Annotated in this window: 13 protein-coding genes; 4 read left to right on the top strand and 9 right to left on the bottom strand. The window is 71.6% G+C overall.

Annotation, left to right across the window (positions count from 1 at the left end; translation table 11 throughout):
• Together miaA and VKT83_16440 are read right to left on the bottom strand one after the other, a co-directional pair.
• Positions 1-563, bottom strand: a 563-nt coding sequence (gene miaA, locus VKT83_16445; GenBank protein HLY24057.1) for a tRNA (adenosine(37)-N6)-dimethylallyltransferase MiaA, incomplete at its 3' end; no start/stop codon positions are given.
• Positions 564-565: 2 nt separating this feature from the next.
• Positions 566-1,423 carry a hypothetical protein gene (locus VKT83_16440; protein HLY24056.1) on the bottom strand — a complete coding sequence of 286 codons (858 nt, stop codon included), beginning with the start codon at positions 1,421-1,423 and terminating at the stop codon, positions 566-568.
• Between the two features lie 166 nt (positions 1,424-1,589).
• On the opposite strand from VKT83_16440, the gene mutS reads away from it, so the two are divergent.
• On the top strand, positions 1,590-4,187 hold the full coding sequence (mutS, locus tag VKT83_16435; GenBank protein HLY24055.1) for a DNA mismatch repair protein MutS: 2,598 nt from the start codon (positions 1,590-1,592) through the stop codon (positions 4,185-4,187).
• Complete coding sequence (gene mutL, locus VKT83_16430; protein ID HLY24054.1) at positions 4,184-5,944, top strand: DNA mismatch repair endonuclease MutL; 1,761 nt, start codon at positions 4,184-4,186, stop codon at positions 5,942-5,944. Before mutS ends, mutL begins: the two co-directional genes overlap by 4 nt.
• Positions 5,945-5,951: 7 nt before the next feature.
• Here the strand turns inward: mutL and miaB are convergent, their stop codons facing one another.
• Complete coding sequence (miaB, locus tag VKT83_16425; protein ID HLY24053.1) at positions 5,952-7,292, bottom strand: tRNA (N6-isopentenyl adenosine(37)-C2)-methylthiotransferase MiaB; 1,341 nt, start codon at positions 7,290-7,292, stop codon at positions 5,952-5,954.
• Between the two features lie 147 nt (positions 7,293-7,439).
• Between miaB and VKT83_16420 the strand changes: the two genes are divergently transcribed.
• Positions 7,440-7,880 carry a hypothetical protein gene (locus tag VKT83_16420; protein ID HLY24052.1) on the top strand — a complete coding sequence of 147 codons (441 nt, stop codon included), beginning with the start codon at positions 7,440-7,442 and terminating at the stop codon, positions 7,878-7,880.
• Positions 7,881-7,890: 10 nt separating this feature from the next.
• Here the strand turns inward: VKT83_16420 and VKT83_16415 are convergent, their stop codons facing one another.
• From VKT83_16415 to VKT83_16395, 5 genes are all read right to left on the bottom strand, one after another.
• Positions 7,891-8,352 (bottom strand): hypothetical protein, encoded by a 462-nt coding sequence (locus tag VKT83_16415; protein ID HLY24051.1) that lies wholly within the window; start codon positions 8,350-8,352, stop codon positions 7,891-7,893.
• Positions 8,353-8,366: 14 nt separating this feature from the next.
• Complete coding sequence (locus VKT83_16410) at positions 8,367-9,680, bottom strand: MFS transporter (GenBank protein HLY24050.1); 1,314 nt, start codon at positions 9,678-9,680, stop codon at positions 8,367-8,369.
• Positions 9,677-10,834, bottom strand: coding sequence for an N-methyl-L-tryptophan oxidase (gene solA, locus VKT83_16405; protein HLY24049.1), 1,158 nt, complete (start codon positions 10,832-10,834; stop codon positions 9,677-9,679). Before solA ends, VKT83_16410 begins: the two co-directional genes overlap by 4 nt.
• On the bottom strand, positions 10,831-12,102 hold the full coding sequence (locus VKT83_16400; protein ID HLY24048.1) for an acyl-CoA dehydrogenase family protein: 1,272 nt from the start codon (positions 12,100-12,102) through the stop codon (positions 10,831-10,833). Before VKT83_16400 ends, solA begins: the two co-directional genes overlap by 4 nt.
• 229 nt (positions 12,103-12,331) lie before the next feature.
• Positions 12,332-13,588, bottom strand: a complete 1,257-nt coding sequence (locus tag VKT83_16395; GenBank protein ID HLY24047.1) for an Nramp family divalent metal transporter — start codon at positions 13,586-13,588, stop codon at positions 12,332-12,334.
• A gap of 477 nt (positions 13,589-14,065) precedes the next feature.
• On the opposite strand from VKT83_16395, the gene VKT83_16390 reads away from it, so the two are divergent.
• Positions 14,066-15,535 carry a glycosyltransferase family 39 protein gene (locus tag VKT83_16390; GenBank protein ID HLY24046.1) on the top strand — a complete coding sequence of 490 codons (1,470 nt, stop codon included), beginning with the start codon at positions 14,066-14,068 and terminating at the stop codon, positions 15,533-15,535.
• Between the two features lie 42 nt (positions 15,536-15,577).
• Here the strand turns inward: VKT83_16390 and VKT83_16385 are convergent.
• A partial coding sequence (locus tag VKT83_16385) for a serine/threonine-protein kinase (GenBank protein HLY24045.1) occupies positions 15,578-16,236 on the bottom strand: 659 nt, incomplete at its 5' end.

Below are 16,236 nucleotides of genomic sequence, written 5' to 3'. Positions count from 1 at the left end.
CACCGGCCGCCGCGCACCTGGGCGTGGAACGCCGACATCGGCGTTCCCGTCACTTCCCACACTTCGAGCGCGCGGATGACGCGCCGCACGTTGTGCGGATGTATCCGTTCCGCGGCGGCGGGATCGATCTCGCGGAGGCGGCGGTGGAGCGTGCCCGGGCCGCCGGCGCGCTCGTCCGCGGCCAGGCGCTCTCGAAGATCCCAGTCCGGCGCGGCGGCGGGCACGGCCACGCGGTCGATCACGGCCCGGATGTACAGCCCGGTGCCGCCGGTCAGAATCGCGGTCCGGCCGCGATCGTGGATTCCTGCGATGGCCTCGAGCGCGAGGCGCTGGTAGTCCGCGAGCGTGAACGAATCCGCCGGGTCCGCGACATCGAGGAGATGGTGCGGGACGAGCGCCCGCTCGGCGAGCGACGGCTTCGCGGTGCCGATGTCCATCCCGCGGTAGACCGTCCGCGAATCGGCGCAGACGATCTCGGCGTCGAGCCGCCGCGCGAGCGCGAGCGCGACCTGCGTCTTGCCCGTCGCGGTCGGTCCGGCGACGACGACGAGCCGGCCGTGCAATCCTAGGTGGCGCCCTTCTGCGGCTGCCGGCCCCGTCCACCGCGCCGGCGCCGGCGGCGCGGCGGGGCCGGAACGGCGGGGCCCGCCGGAGTCGATGCGGCCGGCGCGGGCGATGGACGTGACGACGGCACCGACGTTCGCGGCGCCGCCGCCGGGCGCGTCGGCTCGCGGTCGTCGAGCCAGACGAATTGCCGCGGCGGCGACCGCCGATCCAGCTCGTAGAACGCGCGGTAGAGCATCGTCGCCGTGTCGACGGCCTGTTTCGCGTGCTCGGCGCTCAGCAGCGCATCCACCTGCGTTTCCCGGCCCGTCTGCGTGTCCTCGTACCGGCCTTTGTAGTGGGTCAAGGTGTTGCGCCAGGACCGCAGCGTCGAAAGCGCGGAGAGTTCTTTGCCGTCGTCGTCGAACGTGCGGCCGGTCTTGCTCACGAGACGGGTCACCTCGAGCCACTTGCCTTCGGGCGACATCCGGTCGTAGTGTCGGAACCGTCCGCCGAGGCGATCCTGTCCCACCATGTTGATGAACGCTTCGACGGCAAAGTAAGCCATGAGCACGCTGAGCAGGCTGTGTGTGCGTTCCCCATCCCGATCCGGCGGGGTGGCCGCGGCGCACCGCGCCGCGGCTTCGGCATGCTCCCGCGCCAGGCGGAACATGACTTGCTCGAGATGCGTTCGCTCCCAGGCCTTCTCCTCCGCCGCCAGCGCGGCCGCGCTCGGACCGGAGGCGGGCGGCGCGGCCGCCCGGCGCGATGGCGTGGATACCGGACGGCGCGGTGCCGCCGCGACGGCGCGGTCCGCCGATCCGCCGCCGGCCGCCCGTCCCGTGTCGGACGAAACCGGCGCCGTTGGGGTCGCCGTCACCGTCTGCGGACGCGCGCGCCGACCGCGGCCTCCGCGCCGGCGCCGGCGGCGTATCGTCGTTTCACTCGGTTGGGTGTTATCCACATCGCCTCAGCTTCGCCGCGCGGCGAAGACGATCCCCCAAACCCGAACAGGACCCCCTTCCGGTGCGACGAAGTCACAGGCAATGACCGAACTCACGCCCATGATGCGCCAGTACCAGGCGCTCAAGGACGAGCACCCCCACGCAATTCTCCTGTTTCGATTAGGCGACTTCTTCGAAGCGTTCTTCGATGACGCGCAATTGGTGAGCCGCGAGCTGCAGCTCACATTGACGAGCCGGCCGGTCGCCAAAGGCCGCCGGATCCCGATGTGCGGCATTCCGCACCATGCCCTGCCCACCTACCTGCGCCGGTTGATCGACCGGGGGCACCGCGTCGCGATCTGCGATCAGGTCGAGGATCCGCGCCAGGCGCGCGCGCTCGTCCGGCGTGAGGTCGTGCGGGTGGTGACGCCCGGCACCGTCATCGAAGACGACCTGCTCACCGCCCGGGAAAACAACTTCGTCGCGGCCGCGGTGACCCAGGGGGACCGTTGGGGGATCGCCCTCGCGGACGTCTCGACCGGCGAGTTCGTCGCCGCGCACGGCGACGCGCCGCAGCGTCCGGACGACGTCCTGGCGCGGTGGCGGCCGCGCGAGATCATCGTCCCCGACGGCGGCCGCAACGACGACGAGGCCGGGCCGGATCGCCCCGGCTTCGACGCGGCCGCCGCGGTAGTCACGCCGTACGACGCCTGGCGGTTCGACCCGGACGTCGCCGCGCGCGAACTGCGGCGGCATCTCGGGGTGGCGGCGCTCGACGCCTTCGGCCTCGAGGCCGCGCCCGCCGCCGCGGCCGCGGCCGGCGCGCTCGTCCAGTACCTCCAGAGCACGCACCGGGGCTCCCTTGCGCATCTACGAGGGCTCCGCCTGCTGTCGTCTCAGAACGGGCTGCTGGTGGACGACGCCACACGACGCGCGCTCGGCCTCTGGAGCTCCGCGCGCGACGAGCAGCGCGGACGCACGCTCCTCGACGTCCTCGACCTCACCGAGACGGCGATGGGCGGGCGCCTGCTGCGGCGATGGCTCGCGCAGCCCCTCGACGACGTCGAGGCGGTGCGACACCGCCAGGACGCGGTTCAGGCGCTGGTGGAGACCGGCTCGATCCGCGAGCGCATTCGCGGGTCGCTGCATGCGCTCGGCGACCTGGAACGGATGCTCGGCCGGCTGAGCCACGACGCGGGCGGCCCCCGCGATCTCGCCGGCGTGCGGGACACGCTCGACGCAATTCCGGCGGTCGTGCCGGCGGCCGCCGCGCTCGCGGCGCCGGCCCTGCGGCGGCTCATTCCTCTGATCGCGCCGCCGCCGGATCTCGCCGGCCGTCTGCGCCGTGCGCTCGCGGATGCACTGCCGCTGTCCGCCCGCGAGGGCGGCGTCATCCGGCCGGGATTCGACGCCGACGTGGACGGCCTGCGCGACGGCGCCAAACACGCGAAGGATTGGATGGCCGCCCGCGAGACGGCCGAACGCCGGCGCACCGGCATCCGCGGCCTCAAGGTCGGCTACAACCAGGTGATGGGCTACTACATCGAAGTCGGCAAGTCGCAGGCCCACCTCGTACCGGCGGATTACGTGCGCAAGGGCACGCTGGCCGGCGCGGAGCGCTACATTACCGCGGAGATGAAGGAGCGCGAGGCGCTCATCCTGAGCGCGCAGGATCGGATCAACGCCCGCGAGTACGAGGTGTTCTGCGGCCTGCGCGCGGAGGTCCGCGCCGAAACCGAACGGCTGCAGACGTGCGCGGGCGCGCTCGCCGAGCTCGACGTCTACGCCGCGCTGGCGGAGGTCGCGGTCCGCAACGCGTACGCCCGGCCGCGGGTCACGGCCGGCCGCGAGATCCGCATCGTGGGAGGCCGGCATCCGGTCGTCGAGGAGGCCCTCGGGCGGGAGCGCTTCGTCGCGAACGACGTGGCGCTGGGCACCTCGGGCCGCGACGTCCTCATCGTCACCGGGCCCAACTTCGGCGGCAAGAGCACCTATATCCGGCAGACGGCGCTGCTCGTGATCCTCGCGCAGCTCGGCAGCTTCGTACCCGCCCGCGAGGCCGAGATCGGACTCGTCGACCGCATCTTCACGCGCGTCGGCGCCGCCGACGACCTCGCCGCCGGCCGCAGCACATTCCTCTCGGAGATGATCGAGGTGGCGCGCCTCCTGACCCAGGCGAGCGCGCGCAGCCTGGTGATCCTCGACGAGGTGGGCCGCGGCACCAGCACCTACGACGGGATGAGTCTCGCGTGGGCGGTCGTCGAAGATTTGCACGACCGCGTCGGCGCCCGCACCCTGTTCGCGACCCACTACCACGAACTGACTGAACTGGCGTCGCAGCTCGACCGCGTCGCCAACGTCCAGGTCCTCGTCCGCGAGGAGGGCCACGACGTGGTATTCTTGCACCGCGTCGCGGACGGCGCGGCGGCGTCCTCATACGGCATCCACGTGGCGAGGCTCGCTGGCGTGCCGGACAGCGTCATCCGCAGGGCGCGCGAAGTGCTGGGCGGCCTCGAGCGGGCCGCGGAAGACGCGCGCAGCGGCGCACGCCCTAAGCCCGGGGGGCGCCGGCCGAGACGCGGGCCGTCGCGCGGCCAACAGCTCGCCCTCCCGCTGCCCCGCGCACAGGAGGCGCATCTTTTGCCCGCGCCGCAGGCCCAGAAGGCGGCCGGAGGCCCTGCGAAGACGGGGCGCCGGTGACCGGTCCCCGCATCGAAGTCCTTCCGCCGGCCGCCGCCGAGCGCATCGCCGCGGGGGAAGTGGTCGAGCGCCCCGCCTCGGTCGTCAAAGAATTGATCGAAAACAGCCTCGACGCCGGCGCCCGCCGCATCGCGATCGAGATCGACGGCGCGGGCTCGCGGCTCGTCCGCGTGAGCGACGACGGCGCCGGCATTCCGGCGGAGCAGCTCGCGGTCGCGTTCGAGCGGTTCGCGACCAGCAAGATCCGGTCGGCGGACGATCTCCGCCGCGTGAGCACCTACGGCTTTCGCGGGGAGGCGCTGCCGAGCATCGCCGCGGTCGCCCGGGTGACGATCGTGACGCGGCCGCCCGACGCGGACACGGCGGCCACCCTCACGGTGACGGGGGGCGTGCGGCAGGCCGCGGCCGCGGCGAGCGCCGCCGAGGGCACCACCGTGACGGTCGAGGACCTATTTTACAACACGCCCGCCCGGCAGCGGTTTCTGAAGTCGCCGGGCCGGGAGAGCGCGGTGATCGTGGAGACCGTGCAGGCCCTGGCGCTCGCGGCGCCGGCGGTGGCCTTCCGCCTCGTCGACGCCGGCCGCGAGATTCTGTGGATGCCGCCGGAGCCGTTCGAGGACCGCGCCCGCCGCGTGCTGGGCCCGGCGCTCAAAGACCATACGCTCGCAATCGACGCGCACGGCCTCACCGGGATCACCGGTGTCCTCGGCACGCCCCAGGTCGCGCAGGCCCGCCGGAGCCATCAGTGGTTTGTCGTCAACGGCCGCCCGGTGCGCAGTCCCCTGCTGGCGCGCGCGCTCGACCAAGCCTATCACACGCTCATTCCGGACGGCCGCGTGCCGGCCGCCGTCCTGCACGTCCGGGTGGCGCAGGAGCTCCTCGACGTCAATATCCACCCGCGAAAGGCCGAAGTGCGGTTCGCCGAGGAGCGGGTCGTCTTCAACGATATGGTGCGCGAGGTCAGGCGCGTCCTCCACGCCGCCGCGCTGGTGCATACCGCGCCGGGGACGGCCCGCACCGCTGGAGGCGCCGGTGCCCTGGCCGCCTCCGATCCGGAGGCTGTGGGGCCGGGGGCCGGCGTTGCCGAGCCGAGCGCCGGGTACGGGCCGCCGCCAGGCGGCGGTCTCGACGCCGCGGCTCCATCGCTGTGGGCGCCGGAGCCGGCGATTTCGACGTGGCCGTCGATTCGCGTGCTCGGCCAGCTCGGCTTGACCTATATCGTTGGAGACGCGGGTGGAGATCTGGTGCTCATCGATCAGCACGCCGCGCACGAGCGCGTCCTGTACGAGCGCCTGCTCGCCCGGCGCCGGGCCGGGGAGGCGCAGGCGCAGGGCCTGGTCACGCCGGCCGTGGTCGAGCTGTCGGCGGCGGAGGAAACACTGGTGTCGGAGCTTGGTCCGGCGCTTGCGGCCGTCGGGTTCGAGGTCGACCCCTTCGGCCGCGCGACGGTCCGCCTGCTCGCGGTCCCGGCGATCGCCGCGGACCGCGACGCGATCACTCTGTTCCGGTCATGTCTCGCCGATCTCGGCGGCGGGCGCGAGGAGCATGCGGCCCGCGACCTCGAGGAACGGCTGGCGATCGCGACGGCGTGCCACACCGCCGTGCGCGCCGGCGATCGGCTCGATCATGCGAAGATGACGGCGCTGCTCGACGAGCTGGCGGGGGCCGAAGACCCCTACTCCTGCTTTCACGGACGCCCGACGATCGTGCGGCTGCGGGGACGCGACCTGGAGCGGTGGTTCTACCGGCGAATGTAGGACGACGTCATGCAGGCTGCCGGCCGGCGGCGTGCGCCGCGCGCCGTCCCCGCAGCACCCACGAGCCGGCCTCGACGATCTCGACCGGCACCGTTCGGCCGATCAGGTCTGCCGCGCCGTCGAACGTGACGATCTTGTTCGTGCGCGTCCGCCCCAGCATGCCGCCCTTGCGGCCCGGCTCCTCGACCAGCACGTCCTGCGTGGCGCCGATGAGCGCCGTGTTGATCTCGGCGGCGATGCGCTCCTGCATCCGGTTGAGGGCCGCGAGCCGCCGGCGCTTGTCCTCGTCGGCGACCTGATCCGGGTACGCCGCGGCCGGCGTCCCCTCGCGCGGCGAGTACATCGCCGTGTTGACCGCGTCGAAGCGCACGTCCTCGGCGAATCGAAGCGTCCGCTCGAACGCCTCCTCGGTCTCGCCGGGGAAGCCCACGATGATGTCGGTCGTCAGGCTGGCGCGCGGCATCTCAGCCCGAACCGCGTCGGCGGTCTCGCGGTACTGGGCGGCGGTGTATGCGCGGTGCATCCGGCGGAGAATCTCGTCGTCGCCCGCCTGCACTGGCAGATGGATGTGCTCGCAGACCTTCGGCAGCCGGGCCACGGTGGCGATGAGGCGCCGGGTCATATCGCGCGGATGACTCGTCGTGAACCGAAGCCGCTCGATGCCGTCCACCTCGTGGACGAGCTCGAGCAGCGCGGCGAGGTCGCGGCGCGGCGTCAGGTCGTGGCCGTAACTGTCCACGTTCTGTCCGAGGAGCGTCACCTCGCGGACGCCCTGCGCGGCGAGGCCGCGGACCTCCGCGACGACGTCTGCCGGCGGCACGCTCCGCTCGCGCCCGCGGACGTATGGGACGATGCAGAACGTGCAGAACTTGTTGCAGCCGTGGATGATGTTCACGAAGCCGCGCACACCGCCCGTCCGGTGGGCCGGCAGCACGGACAGCGGGCGGTCGCGGTCCGACCGGTCCCACACCTCATAGACCGGCATGCAGCCGTCGCGCGCCTCCCGCAGCAGCTCCGGCAGCCGGTGAATGTTGTGAACGCCGAAGACGAGATCGAGCCACGGGGCGCGCGCGAGTACGCGCTCGCGTTCCTGCTGGACGAGGCAGCCCGCGACGCCGAGCAGCAGACCGGGCCGCCGCCGCTTGAGCGCGCGCAGCTCGCCGAGGCGGCCGTAGGCGCGGTCCTCTGCGCCTTCCCGCACGGTACAGGTGTTCAGAATGATGACGTCCGCCTCGGCCGGATCGTCGGTGGCGGCATAGCCCAGCTGCGCCAGCAGCCCGGCCATCGCCTCCGAGTCGCGGACGTTCATCTGACAGCCTTGTGTAATGATGTGAAACCGGCTAGACACGCCCGATCACCCTCGCCGGAGAGGGTACCATATCGTTGAGGGCGCGGCACGCCCCGATCAAAGGAGTTCCGGGACCAGCCCCGAACACGGCCCCACGACGCGCGTGTGCCTACGGCGTGGGCCAGGACGTCCCGGGAGGGACCAGCGATGGCTCGATACTTGGCGATCTGCTCCAGCCCCGAGTGCACCCACTCCACGACCGCCCTGCGGCCCGACGCCCTGCCGGAGATCTGCGCCACCTGCGGTGCGCCGATGGTGTCGACGTGCTGGAAGTGCGGCGCGGAGGTCGAGGAGGCGAGCGCGTTGTACTGCGCGCACTGCGGTGTGCCGCTCAAGCGCGTGCTTCCCCGGCGCGACGCTGCGCCGCTCGTCCTCGTCTGCGGCAACCCGGAGTGCGACTGGGCGCTCGGCGGCGTGTCCGCGGCCGCGATGCAGACGCGGTGCCCTCAGTGCGGCAACGAAGTCACGGCCGACTGCTGGAAGTGCGGGGCCCGGATCAACGATCCCGAGCAGCACTACTGCGCGACGTGCGGCGTACCGCTCAAGCGCGGCCGGCGGCGTGCCCAGAGCGGACTGACCCGGCCCTGACGGCGCGCCACTACAACTGAAAGTCGACGAGCGCCGTCACCCCAACACCGTAGACACGGTGGAGGTTGCCGGCCAGCGGGTTCAGGCTGTTCACCGGCACGAGGGCACGTAGGCGGATCTGGTTCATGAAGGACCCCTCGATTTCGGCCACGGCCTGCACCTGGTCGAGGGCCGCCTTCGGCCCCTGCACCTGGACCGCGCCGATGTAGGCGCCCCCGGCCGTCCCGAGCCCGACGCCGACGCTGATGATCGGCACAACTTTGGTGAGCTCCTTGTTTTCCGCTTTGTTGTTGAGCATGATCGTGTTGATCGCGGAGTTGATCTGCGGCCCGAACTGTTTGACCACGTAGCCGATCCCGAACAGCTTGATCAGCGAGCCGATAGACACTTGGGCCACAGCCGTCCCGGCGGCGCCGGCCATGACTCCGACAATCACTCCGGCGGCGAACGTTCGACGCCACGCGATCCGCATCTCCCCCACCTCCGTCAGATCACCTCGGCCCGGTACTCGGCGATCTCTTCGAGCCCGCGCCCCGCGGTTTCTTCGCCCAGCACCAGCACGATCCCCACCGCCGCGACCAGCGCGACCGCGACGACGGTCAGGGCTTCGAACCGGCCGCTGGTCCACGTCCGCATGAGGGCCGCCAGCAACAGCGGCGCCGCGATGCCCGCGGCGCGCCCGGCCGCGGACGCCCACCCGGTCGCGGTCGCGCGGATCCGCGTCGGATACATCTCGGAGGCATACGCCAGGATCACCGGCCAGGCGGCCAGGACGCCGCCGGCCAGCGCTCCGCCCCCGAGCACAAACGCCGCCTCCGTGGGGGCCACCGCGACGACCATCGCGCCGACCGCGGCCAGTCCGAGCGCGGCGACAATGACGGGCTTCCGGCCGTACCGGTCGAGGGTGAACGTCGCGGCGATGGTCGGGGGCAGCATCATCAACGCGACCAGCACCGACGCTTCCGCCGGTCGCCACGCCGCGGACGCCTGCAGCATCGCGGGAATCCAGATGATCGGTCCCTGAAACGCGCCGATCATCGTGAACCACACCGTCCATAAGAGAAACGTCCGCCGGCGAAACCTGGGCCCCCAAAGCTCGCGGAGGTGCGCCAGCATGGAGACCCGCGAGGCCTGTTCCTGGTCCGGGAGGTCGAGCGCGACCCCGTAGCGTTGGTTGAGATCGGCGACCAGCGCCTCGGCCTCGCGCCGCCGTCCGTGGGCCAGCAGAAACCGCGGCGACTCGGGAATCAGCCGCGGGCCGGCGAGCGCCAGCGCGAACGGCAGCGCCCCGATCGCGAGGGTGCCGCGCCAGCCCAGGGTGCCGGCGAGCAGAACGCCGCCGACGCCGGCGATGAGCCACCCCGTGGCCCACATCACCTGCGTCCATCCCAGCAGCGCCCCCCGGCGGTCGGCGGGCGCGAACTCGCTGACCAGGCTCGTCGCAACGGGGGCAACGCCGCCGAAGCCGATGCCCATGAGCAGCATCGCCGCGACCAGCCAGTCGAGCGACGGCGCCGCCGCGGCGAGCGCCGCGGCCAGACTGCTGAGCCCGACCGTGATGCCGAACGCCCGCCGCCGCCCGAGGCCGTCCGCGACGTACCCCGCGCTCACCCCGCCGATCAATTGGCCGGCGCCGACGGCCGCCGTCACGAAGCTCGCCTGCCCGGGGGTCAGGCGCCAGTCGGCCGCGAGGCCGAGCAGCGCAAAGCTCACCACCCCGAGCGTCACGCCGTTGGACCCGTAGCCCAATCCCGCCAAGAAGGTGACGCGGCGGTGCAGCGTCCGGTTGTTGTCGCTCACGTACGCGGTTGCGGCGTCGCGCCTGCGAATCTCGCCGGGGAGAGAAACCCGACCTCGTGGGATGTGCGTCCGTCGACGGCCAAATCTGCGAGAATCTCGCCGACGACCGGCGCGAATTTGAAGCCGTGGCCGCTGAACCCCGTCGCGTAGAGGAGCGTCCGCTGCGCAGCCGGCCGGTCGATCACGAAGTGCCAGTCGGGCGTCATCGTGTAGAGACAGGTCTCCGCCTCGATCAGCCGGCCGGCCGCGGCGGGCAGAACCTTGCGCAGCACCTCGGTCAGCTGCGCGACCTCGTCCTCTCCAACCTCGCGCCGGCAGGTGTCCGGGGTGCAGGCCGGCCCGCGCTCGTGAATCGCCGCCTTCAGGCCGTGCCCGTCGCCGACGTCGGGGACGCCGTAGATATTGGTGCCGTGCAGATCGCAGATCCAGACCGGACACACATCGGCCTGCAGCAGCGGCGCCTGCTCCGGCGCGGCGGGCGCGAACCAGCCGACGATCCGGCGGGTGGCCTCGATCGGCAGCGACAGCGAGCGCAGCAGCGCCGGCGCCCAGGGGCCGGCCGTCACCACCACCACGCCGGCTTCGTGGCGTCCGGCCGGTGTTTCGACCGCGGCGCGCTCGCCGCCGGCCTCCCAGCGGAGCACCGGCTGATCGTATCTGAGGTACGCGCCGGCGCGCGCCGCGCCGCTCAGGTGCGCGAGAATGCACGGGTCCGGGAACAGCACCCCGGCGTCGGGCTCGAACAGCGCGACCATGTCGTCGCGCGGCGCGAACACGGGAAACCGCCGCCGCACGTCGGCGGGGCTCAGCAGCTCATACGCGACGCCGTGCGTGCGGGCGCTCGCGAGCGCACCGTCCACCACGGCGGCCGATTTCGCCCCGAGCCAGAGCCCGCCGGTCCGCTGATACAGCGGCTCGACCGACTCCTCCGACAGTTCGGTCCACAACTCGTACGCGCGCCGCAGCAGCGGGACGTACGCGGGGTTCTCGAAGTAGGCCTTCCGGATGACGCGGGTGTAGCCGTGGGACGAGCCGAGCCGGTGCCCCGGCGGCAGCCCGTCGAGTCCGAGCACGCGGCGGCCGCGGCGCGCCAGGTGGTAGGCCGCGGCGCTCCCCATCGCGCCGAGGCCGACGACGATGGCGTCGTAGGTCAACGACGAGCCTGAGTGGCCTGCGGCTGCGGCGCCCCGCTCCCTCCTGCCCCGTCTGGCGCAGGACCTCCGGCCGCTTCGCGGCCTCCTGCCGGCGCGCCGAACGCGTCGAACCCGGTGATGTCTCGCCCCAGAATGAGCGTGTGGACGTCGTACGTACCCTCATACGTGTCGACGGTTTCGAGGTTCGCGGCATGGCGCATCGCGTGATATTCGAGCGTGATGCCGTATCCGCCGAGGATGCCGCGGGCGGCGCGCGCGATGTTGAGCGCGGCCCGGACGTTGTTGCGCTTCGCGAGGCTGACCTGCGTGTACCCGAGCGTGCCGGCGTCCTTGAGCCGGCCCATATGGTACGCGAGCAGCTGCGCCTTCGTGATCTCGGTCAGCATGTCGACGAGCCGTTCCTGCATAAGCTGAGTGGCGGCGATCGGCCTCCCGAACGCCACGCGCCCCTTCGCGTAGGCGAGCGCCTCTTCGTAGCAGGCCACCGCGGCGCCGATCGCGCCCCAGGCGATGCCGTACCGGGCCTGGGTGAGGCAGCGCAGCGCGGCGCCGAGCCCCGTCGCGCGCGGCAGCGCGTCGGCGTCGGGGACGAAAACTTCGTCCAGCACGAGCTCGCTCGTCACCGACGCCCGCATCGACGCCTTCGTGTGGATGTCGTGCACGCCGAAACCCTTCGCGCGCGGATCGGCGAGGAATCCACGGATGACCCCGTCGTCGCCCTTGGCCCAAATGAGCGCGACGTCGGCGAGCGATCCGTTCGTGATCCACATCTTCGTGCCCGTGAGCGTCCAGCCGTCCGCGCGGCGCCGCGCCCGCGTCTGCATCGCCGCGGGATCGCTGCCGGCCGACGGCTCCGTCAATCCGAAGCAGCCCAGCTTCTCGCCGGCGGCCATCGCGGGCAGCCATCGCCGGCGCTGCTCCTCGCTGCCGAACTCGTAGATCGGGTACATGACGAGCGCGCCCTGCACGGAGGCGAACGACCGCACCCCGCTGTCGCCGCGCTCGAGCTCCTGCATCATCAACCCGTAGGCGACGTTGCTCACGCCGGCGCAGCCGTACTCTTGCGGGAGATTGGCGCCGTAGACGCGCAGCGCGCCGAGCGACGCGATGAGATCGCGGGGAAACTCGCCGGCCAGCCAGGCGCGGCCGATGCGCGGGATCACCTCCTTGTCCACCAAACGGCCGATCGTATCGCGGGTGAGCCGCTCGTCTTCCGTGAGCAGTTCTTCGATGCCGAAATAATCGAGCCGGCGGCCGGGCTGTGACATCGCGGCGTTCCTCCGTCCGTGTCCTGGGCGGTTCGCTACTTCCGCTCTTGCGGAGGTGTATCCTGTGCGGCGACGCCGTCGCATCCCGACGGCTAGTCCCGCGCCAGCGGGGCGACGCCGTCGCAGGCCTACGGCGTGAGCCAAAGCGTCCCGACGGCTAGTCCCGCGCCAGCGACAGCCACGCGGCCGCGCAGGAGGTCCGTTCGACCATCCACCCAAAGGCCCGGGCCTAGTGCGCGCTGAGGAGCTGCAGGACCGTCAGGACGCCGAGGCCAAGCGTCAACAGCACCGCGCCGCCGCCCACCACGTTGGCCAGCGGTCCGTTACGGTGCCCGCGGACAACTTGGGGGTCGTTGCAGAGCATGAGCAGCACCAGGAACAACGGGGCAAGCAGCAGACCGTTCACGACGCTCGACCAAAACATCAATGCGACCGGTGAAATTCCGGCCAGCGCGATGAGGACCCCCACCACCAGGGCGCCGCTCAGCAGCACGTAGAACCCACGGGCCTGCCACACCTTCTTGCTCAGTCCCTCGGCCCACCCCAGCAGCTCCGCCAGCGTGTACGCCGAACACGCGACCATCACCGGGATGGCCATGATCCCGCTGACGAGGAAGCCGATTGCGAAGAGGACGGTCGCAAGGGGCCCGGCGACCGGCCGAAGCGTCTTGGTGGCCTCGAGCACGGTGCCGATCCCCGCGGCGCCGCGTGGAATGACGACCGCGGCGACAAGGATGATGAAGTAGAAGACAAGGTTCGCGTAGAGCATCCCGGCCGCCACATCGACGCGCTCGTCCGCTAGGTCGGCGACACGCTCGTGTCCCTCGACCTCCTCCGTCGTCTGCCAGAAGAACATGTAGGGTGTCAGCGTTGCACCGAGAAGCGCGAGCGCCGCGGCCAGATAGGTTGGCGAGAACTGAATGTGCGGTACAAAGGTGGCCCGCAGAACATCCACCCACCGCGGATGGACGATGAAGCCGGCTGCGATGTAGAGCAGAAAGAGCGGGGTGAGGATGAGGAGCACGCGGCTGACGACTTTGTAGCTGGCGCCCACGAGCAGCACTCCAAGCAGCGCCGCGATCGGAATGACCCACCAGACCCACCGGACCCCGGTCAGCAGCTGCACCGCGACCGCGGTACCGGACAGATCGGCGCCGATCGTGATGACGTTCGACACCAGCGTCGGGATCACGATGACAAACGCCACCGCGGTTCCGTAGCGGCGGCAGAGAACCCGGCCGATCCCGTGCTTGCCCACGATGCCGAGCCGCGCCGACATATCTTCAAGGTAGTAGAGGATGGGCGTCGAGAGCAGCATGAGCCATAACAGGCTGAACCCGGTCGTGGCGCCGATCTGAATGTAGGTGATGACGCCGGCCGGATCGTTGTCGGCAGCGCCGGACACGATGCCGGGACCCATGACGCGGAAAAACTGTCGCCACGATCGGCGGTGGTGCAGCCGCCGGGCGCGCGCGTTGGTGGCCACCGCAGACACAGTGCGATCGCTTCAGGCCGCAGGCGCCCGGTCCCTGCTCCCGCCAGGGGGCAACCGCGAAAACACACGAGGCCGGCGGCGCTGGACGCGCCGCCGGCCTCGCTTTTGAGGTCTCGCTACCCTCGCTCCCGCCTTCGCGACATTCAAGTCGCCTTCGTGGGGACTCGTCCCCTGTTGGAAGGGCTACGAGGGGTTCGCTTGGAGCGGCAGGACCTGCCCCACCACCGCTCCGTTACTGCTTCGGTGGCCGCTCCTTGGCCGTAGCCGTATTCCGACGTGACCGACGCGTTCTTGCCCGCATCGTCCCGCCTCCTTCGTTGGATCCCGCCGGTGGCCTTCGTGACCGGCCGTAAGTACCGGCGGTGCCTTCAAAAGTATTGTCCTGCCGTGCCCCGGATCTGTCAACCCCGATAACGCCATGTTGCGGACGATTGTGCGCGGTTTATCGCCGATGGTACGCTGAAGGCCATGATAGCCGCGCCGCGCGTTCGATCCGAAGGCCGCCCAATCATATTCCTCATCGCGGCGATCCTGCTGAGCGTCCACGTCATCTGGCAGATGTGGCTTGTGCTGGCGGCCCCCTACCCTGCGCACTATGATTACGACGAAGGCGTGTACGCGGCGACGGCCGCGGCGGCGGCGGCCGGTCATCGGCTCTACGCGCCGGTATTCCTCAGCCAGCCGCCGTTGCTTATTGGTGTCCTCGCGCACACGTTCGGGCTATTCGGGCGGTCCCTCGCCTCGGCGCGAGCCGTCATTGTAGGCTTCTCGGTGCTGTGGCTGGCGAGCCTCGCTGCGATCGCGGCGCGCGGAAGCCGGTCACGCGCCGCTCTGTGGGCGGTCGCTATCGCGGGGTCTGCGCCTGCGCTCATGGCGGCCTCGCACACGGTCCAGATGGAGGGTCCCTCCGAAGCGCTCGCGGCGCTGGCCGTCGCGCTCGGCCTCGCCGCCGGGGGGGACCGCGGCGTGGACCGCGCTGTAGGTCGCGGCGAAACGCTGCGGTGGGGCATGGCCGGCGTCGCCGCGGGGCTGGCCGTCATGACGAAATTCACAGCCGCGACCTGCCTCATCCCCCTCGCCGCCGCTCTCGTGGCCGCCGGGCCCGCCGTCCTCAAGAGAATCACAGTGCGCGCCGCGGCGCTTGCGGCCGGGGGCGCGCTCGCAGCCGGTGCCACCATCGTGTGGATCGGGAGCCCGCCCGCGGAGATCTGGCGGCAGACCGTGGCGTTTCACCGCGCGGTCGCGGGCGTCAACGCCGTCGACCCCGGCCGTACTCTCTTGCTCCTTCTCGCCTTCGCCGCGGCCAACTGGCTCCTCGTCGTGCTGGGGCTCGCCGGCCTCGTATACGGCGCCGGCGTGTGGCGGGCCGGAGCCGCGCCGCAGCGCGCCGTGGCCGCCTGGCTCGCCGCCGACCTCGCGGCCGTCTTCCTCTGGAGGCCGGTGTGGCCTCACCATCTCGTCGTCCTCGTCACGCCGCTCGCCGTTCTGGCCGCGGCCGCGGTAGAGGGCGGCCGGCGGGAGCCGCCGCACGTGCGCACCGCCGTCGCCGGCATCTTGCTCATCGCCTGGCTCGCCGCGCTGACGGCCACCGCCGCGGCCTCAGCTCCCGAGACGTCCGCGCCGCTTCACGCCGCGGTGCGACAGACCGCGCGGAGTGTACCGGCCGGCGCCTGGGTCCTGTCGGACGACCCCATCGTGCCGTTTCTGGCCGGCCGTGACGTCCCTCCCGCGCTGTGTGACACCTCCGAGATGCGAATACGCGCCCGGTGGTTGACCGCGGGCACCCTCACCGCGGCGCTGGCGGATCCGCGGGTGCGCGGCGTCGTGTTGTGGCGCGGCACGTTCCGCGCGTCGTTTCCGCGGTTCGTGGACGAAGCGCTGAAGGATTTTCCACGGCGCTGGACCGCGGGCGGCGGCCGGCAGATCCTCACGCGCTGACCCGGCCGGTCGCGCCTCCGAACCGGCCCGCGCCGGGCCTCGTCAGCGCCGCAGCACCGCCTCGGCCAGCAAGACCAGAATCGCGGTGCCGAGCCCGACGAGCCCAAGGATCACGAACGGATGCCGCATCAGCCCCTCGCGCAGCGCCGAGGCGAGCGGCGGGTCAGGGCGTGCCAGCACACCGGTATCGACGCGTTCGGGCGCGCGTAGGGCCTCGAGCAGCGCGGAGCCGTCCGGAAACCGTTCCTGCGGACGGCGGCGCAGGGCGCGGGCGACGATCGCGGCGACCGGCGGGGGCACGTCGCCGCGGAACCGGTCGAGCGGCTCCGGACGCAGATTGAGATGCTGGTACATTGTCGCCAGCGGGTTCGTGCTGCCAAACGGCGGACGGCCCGCGAGCATCTCGTAGAGAATCACCCCGACCGCGTACACATCCGTCTCCGGACCGCCCCGCTCGCCGCGGATTTGCTCGGGCGCCATGTATTCGGGGGTACCGATCAGCCCGGAGAAGCCGCGCCACGTGACGCGGGGCGCGCCGTCGAGCAGGGCGATCCCGAAGTCGATGATCGTGGCGCGGCCGTCCGCGCCGACCACAATGTTCTCGGGCTTGAGATCGCGGTGGCAGACATGATGCGCGTGGCAGTAGGCGACGACGTCCGCCAGACTGGCGGCAATCGCGAGCGCGCGCGGCACCGGCAGCG

It is taken from the genome of bacterium, assembly GCA_035308905.1.
In the GTDB taxonomy this organism is placed as follows: Bacteria; Sysuimicrobiota; Sysuimicrobiia; order Sysuimicrobiales; family Segetimicrobiaceae; genus DASSJF01.
Note: the sequence above shows the minus strand (reverse complement) of the source record. Positions and strands in the feature narration are given on the sequence as shown.

What these genes read in the sequence shown, in the direction of transcription:
- mutS (HLY24055.1), top strand. Translation starts at nt 1,590, where the DNA reads ATGACCGAACTCACGCCCATGATGCGCCAGTACCAGGCGCTCAAGGAC.
- VKT83_16420 (HLY24052.1), top strand. Translation starts at nt 7,440, where the DNA reads ATGGCTCGATACTTGGCGATCTGCTCCAGCCCCGAGTGCACCCACTCC.
- VKT83_16415 (HLY24051.1), bottom strand. Translation starts at nt 8,352, where the DNA reads ATGCGGATCGCGTGGCGTCGAACGTTCGCCGCCGGAGTGATTGTCGGA.
- VKT83_16400 (HLY24048.1), bottom strand. Translation starts at nt 12,102, where the DNA reads ATGTCACAGCCCGGCCGCCGGCTCGATTATTTCGGCATCGAAGAACTG.
- VKT83_16390 (HLY24046.1), top strand. Translation starts at nt 14,066, where the DNA reads ATGATAGCCGCGCCGCGCGTTCGATCCGAAGGCCGCCCAATCATATTC.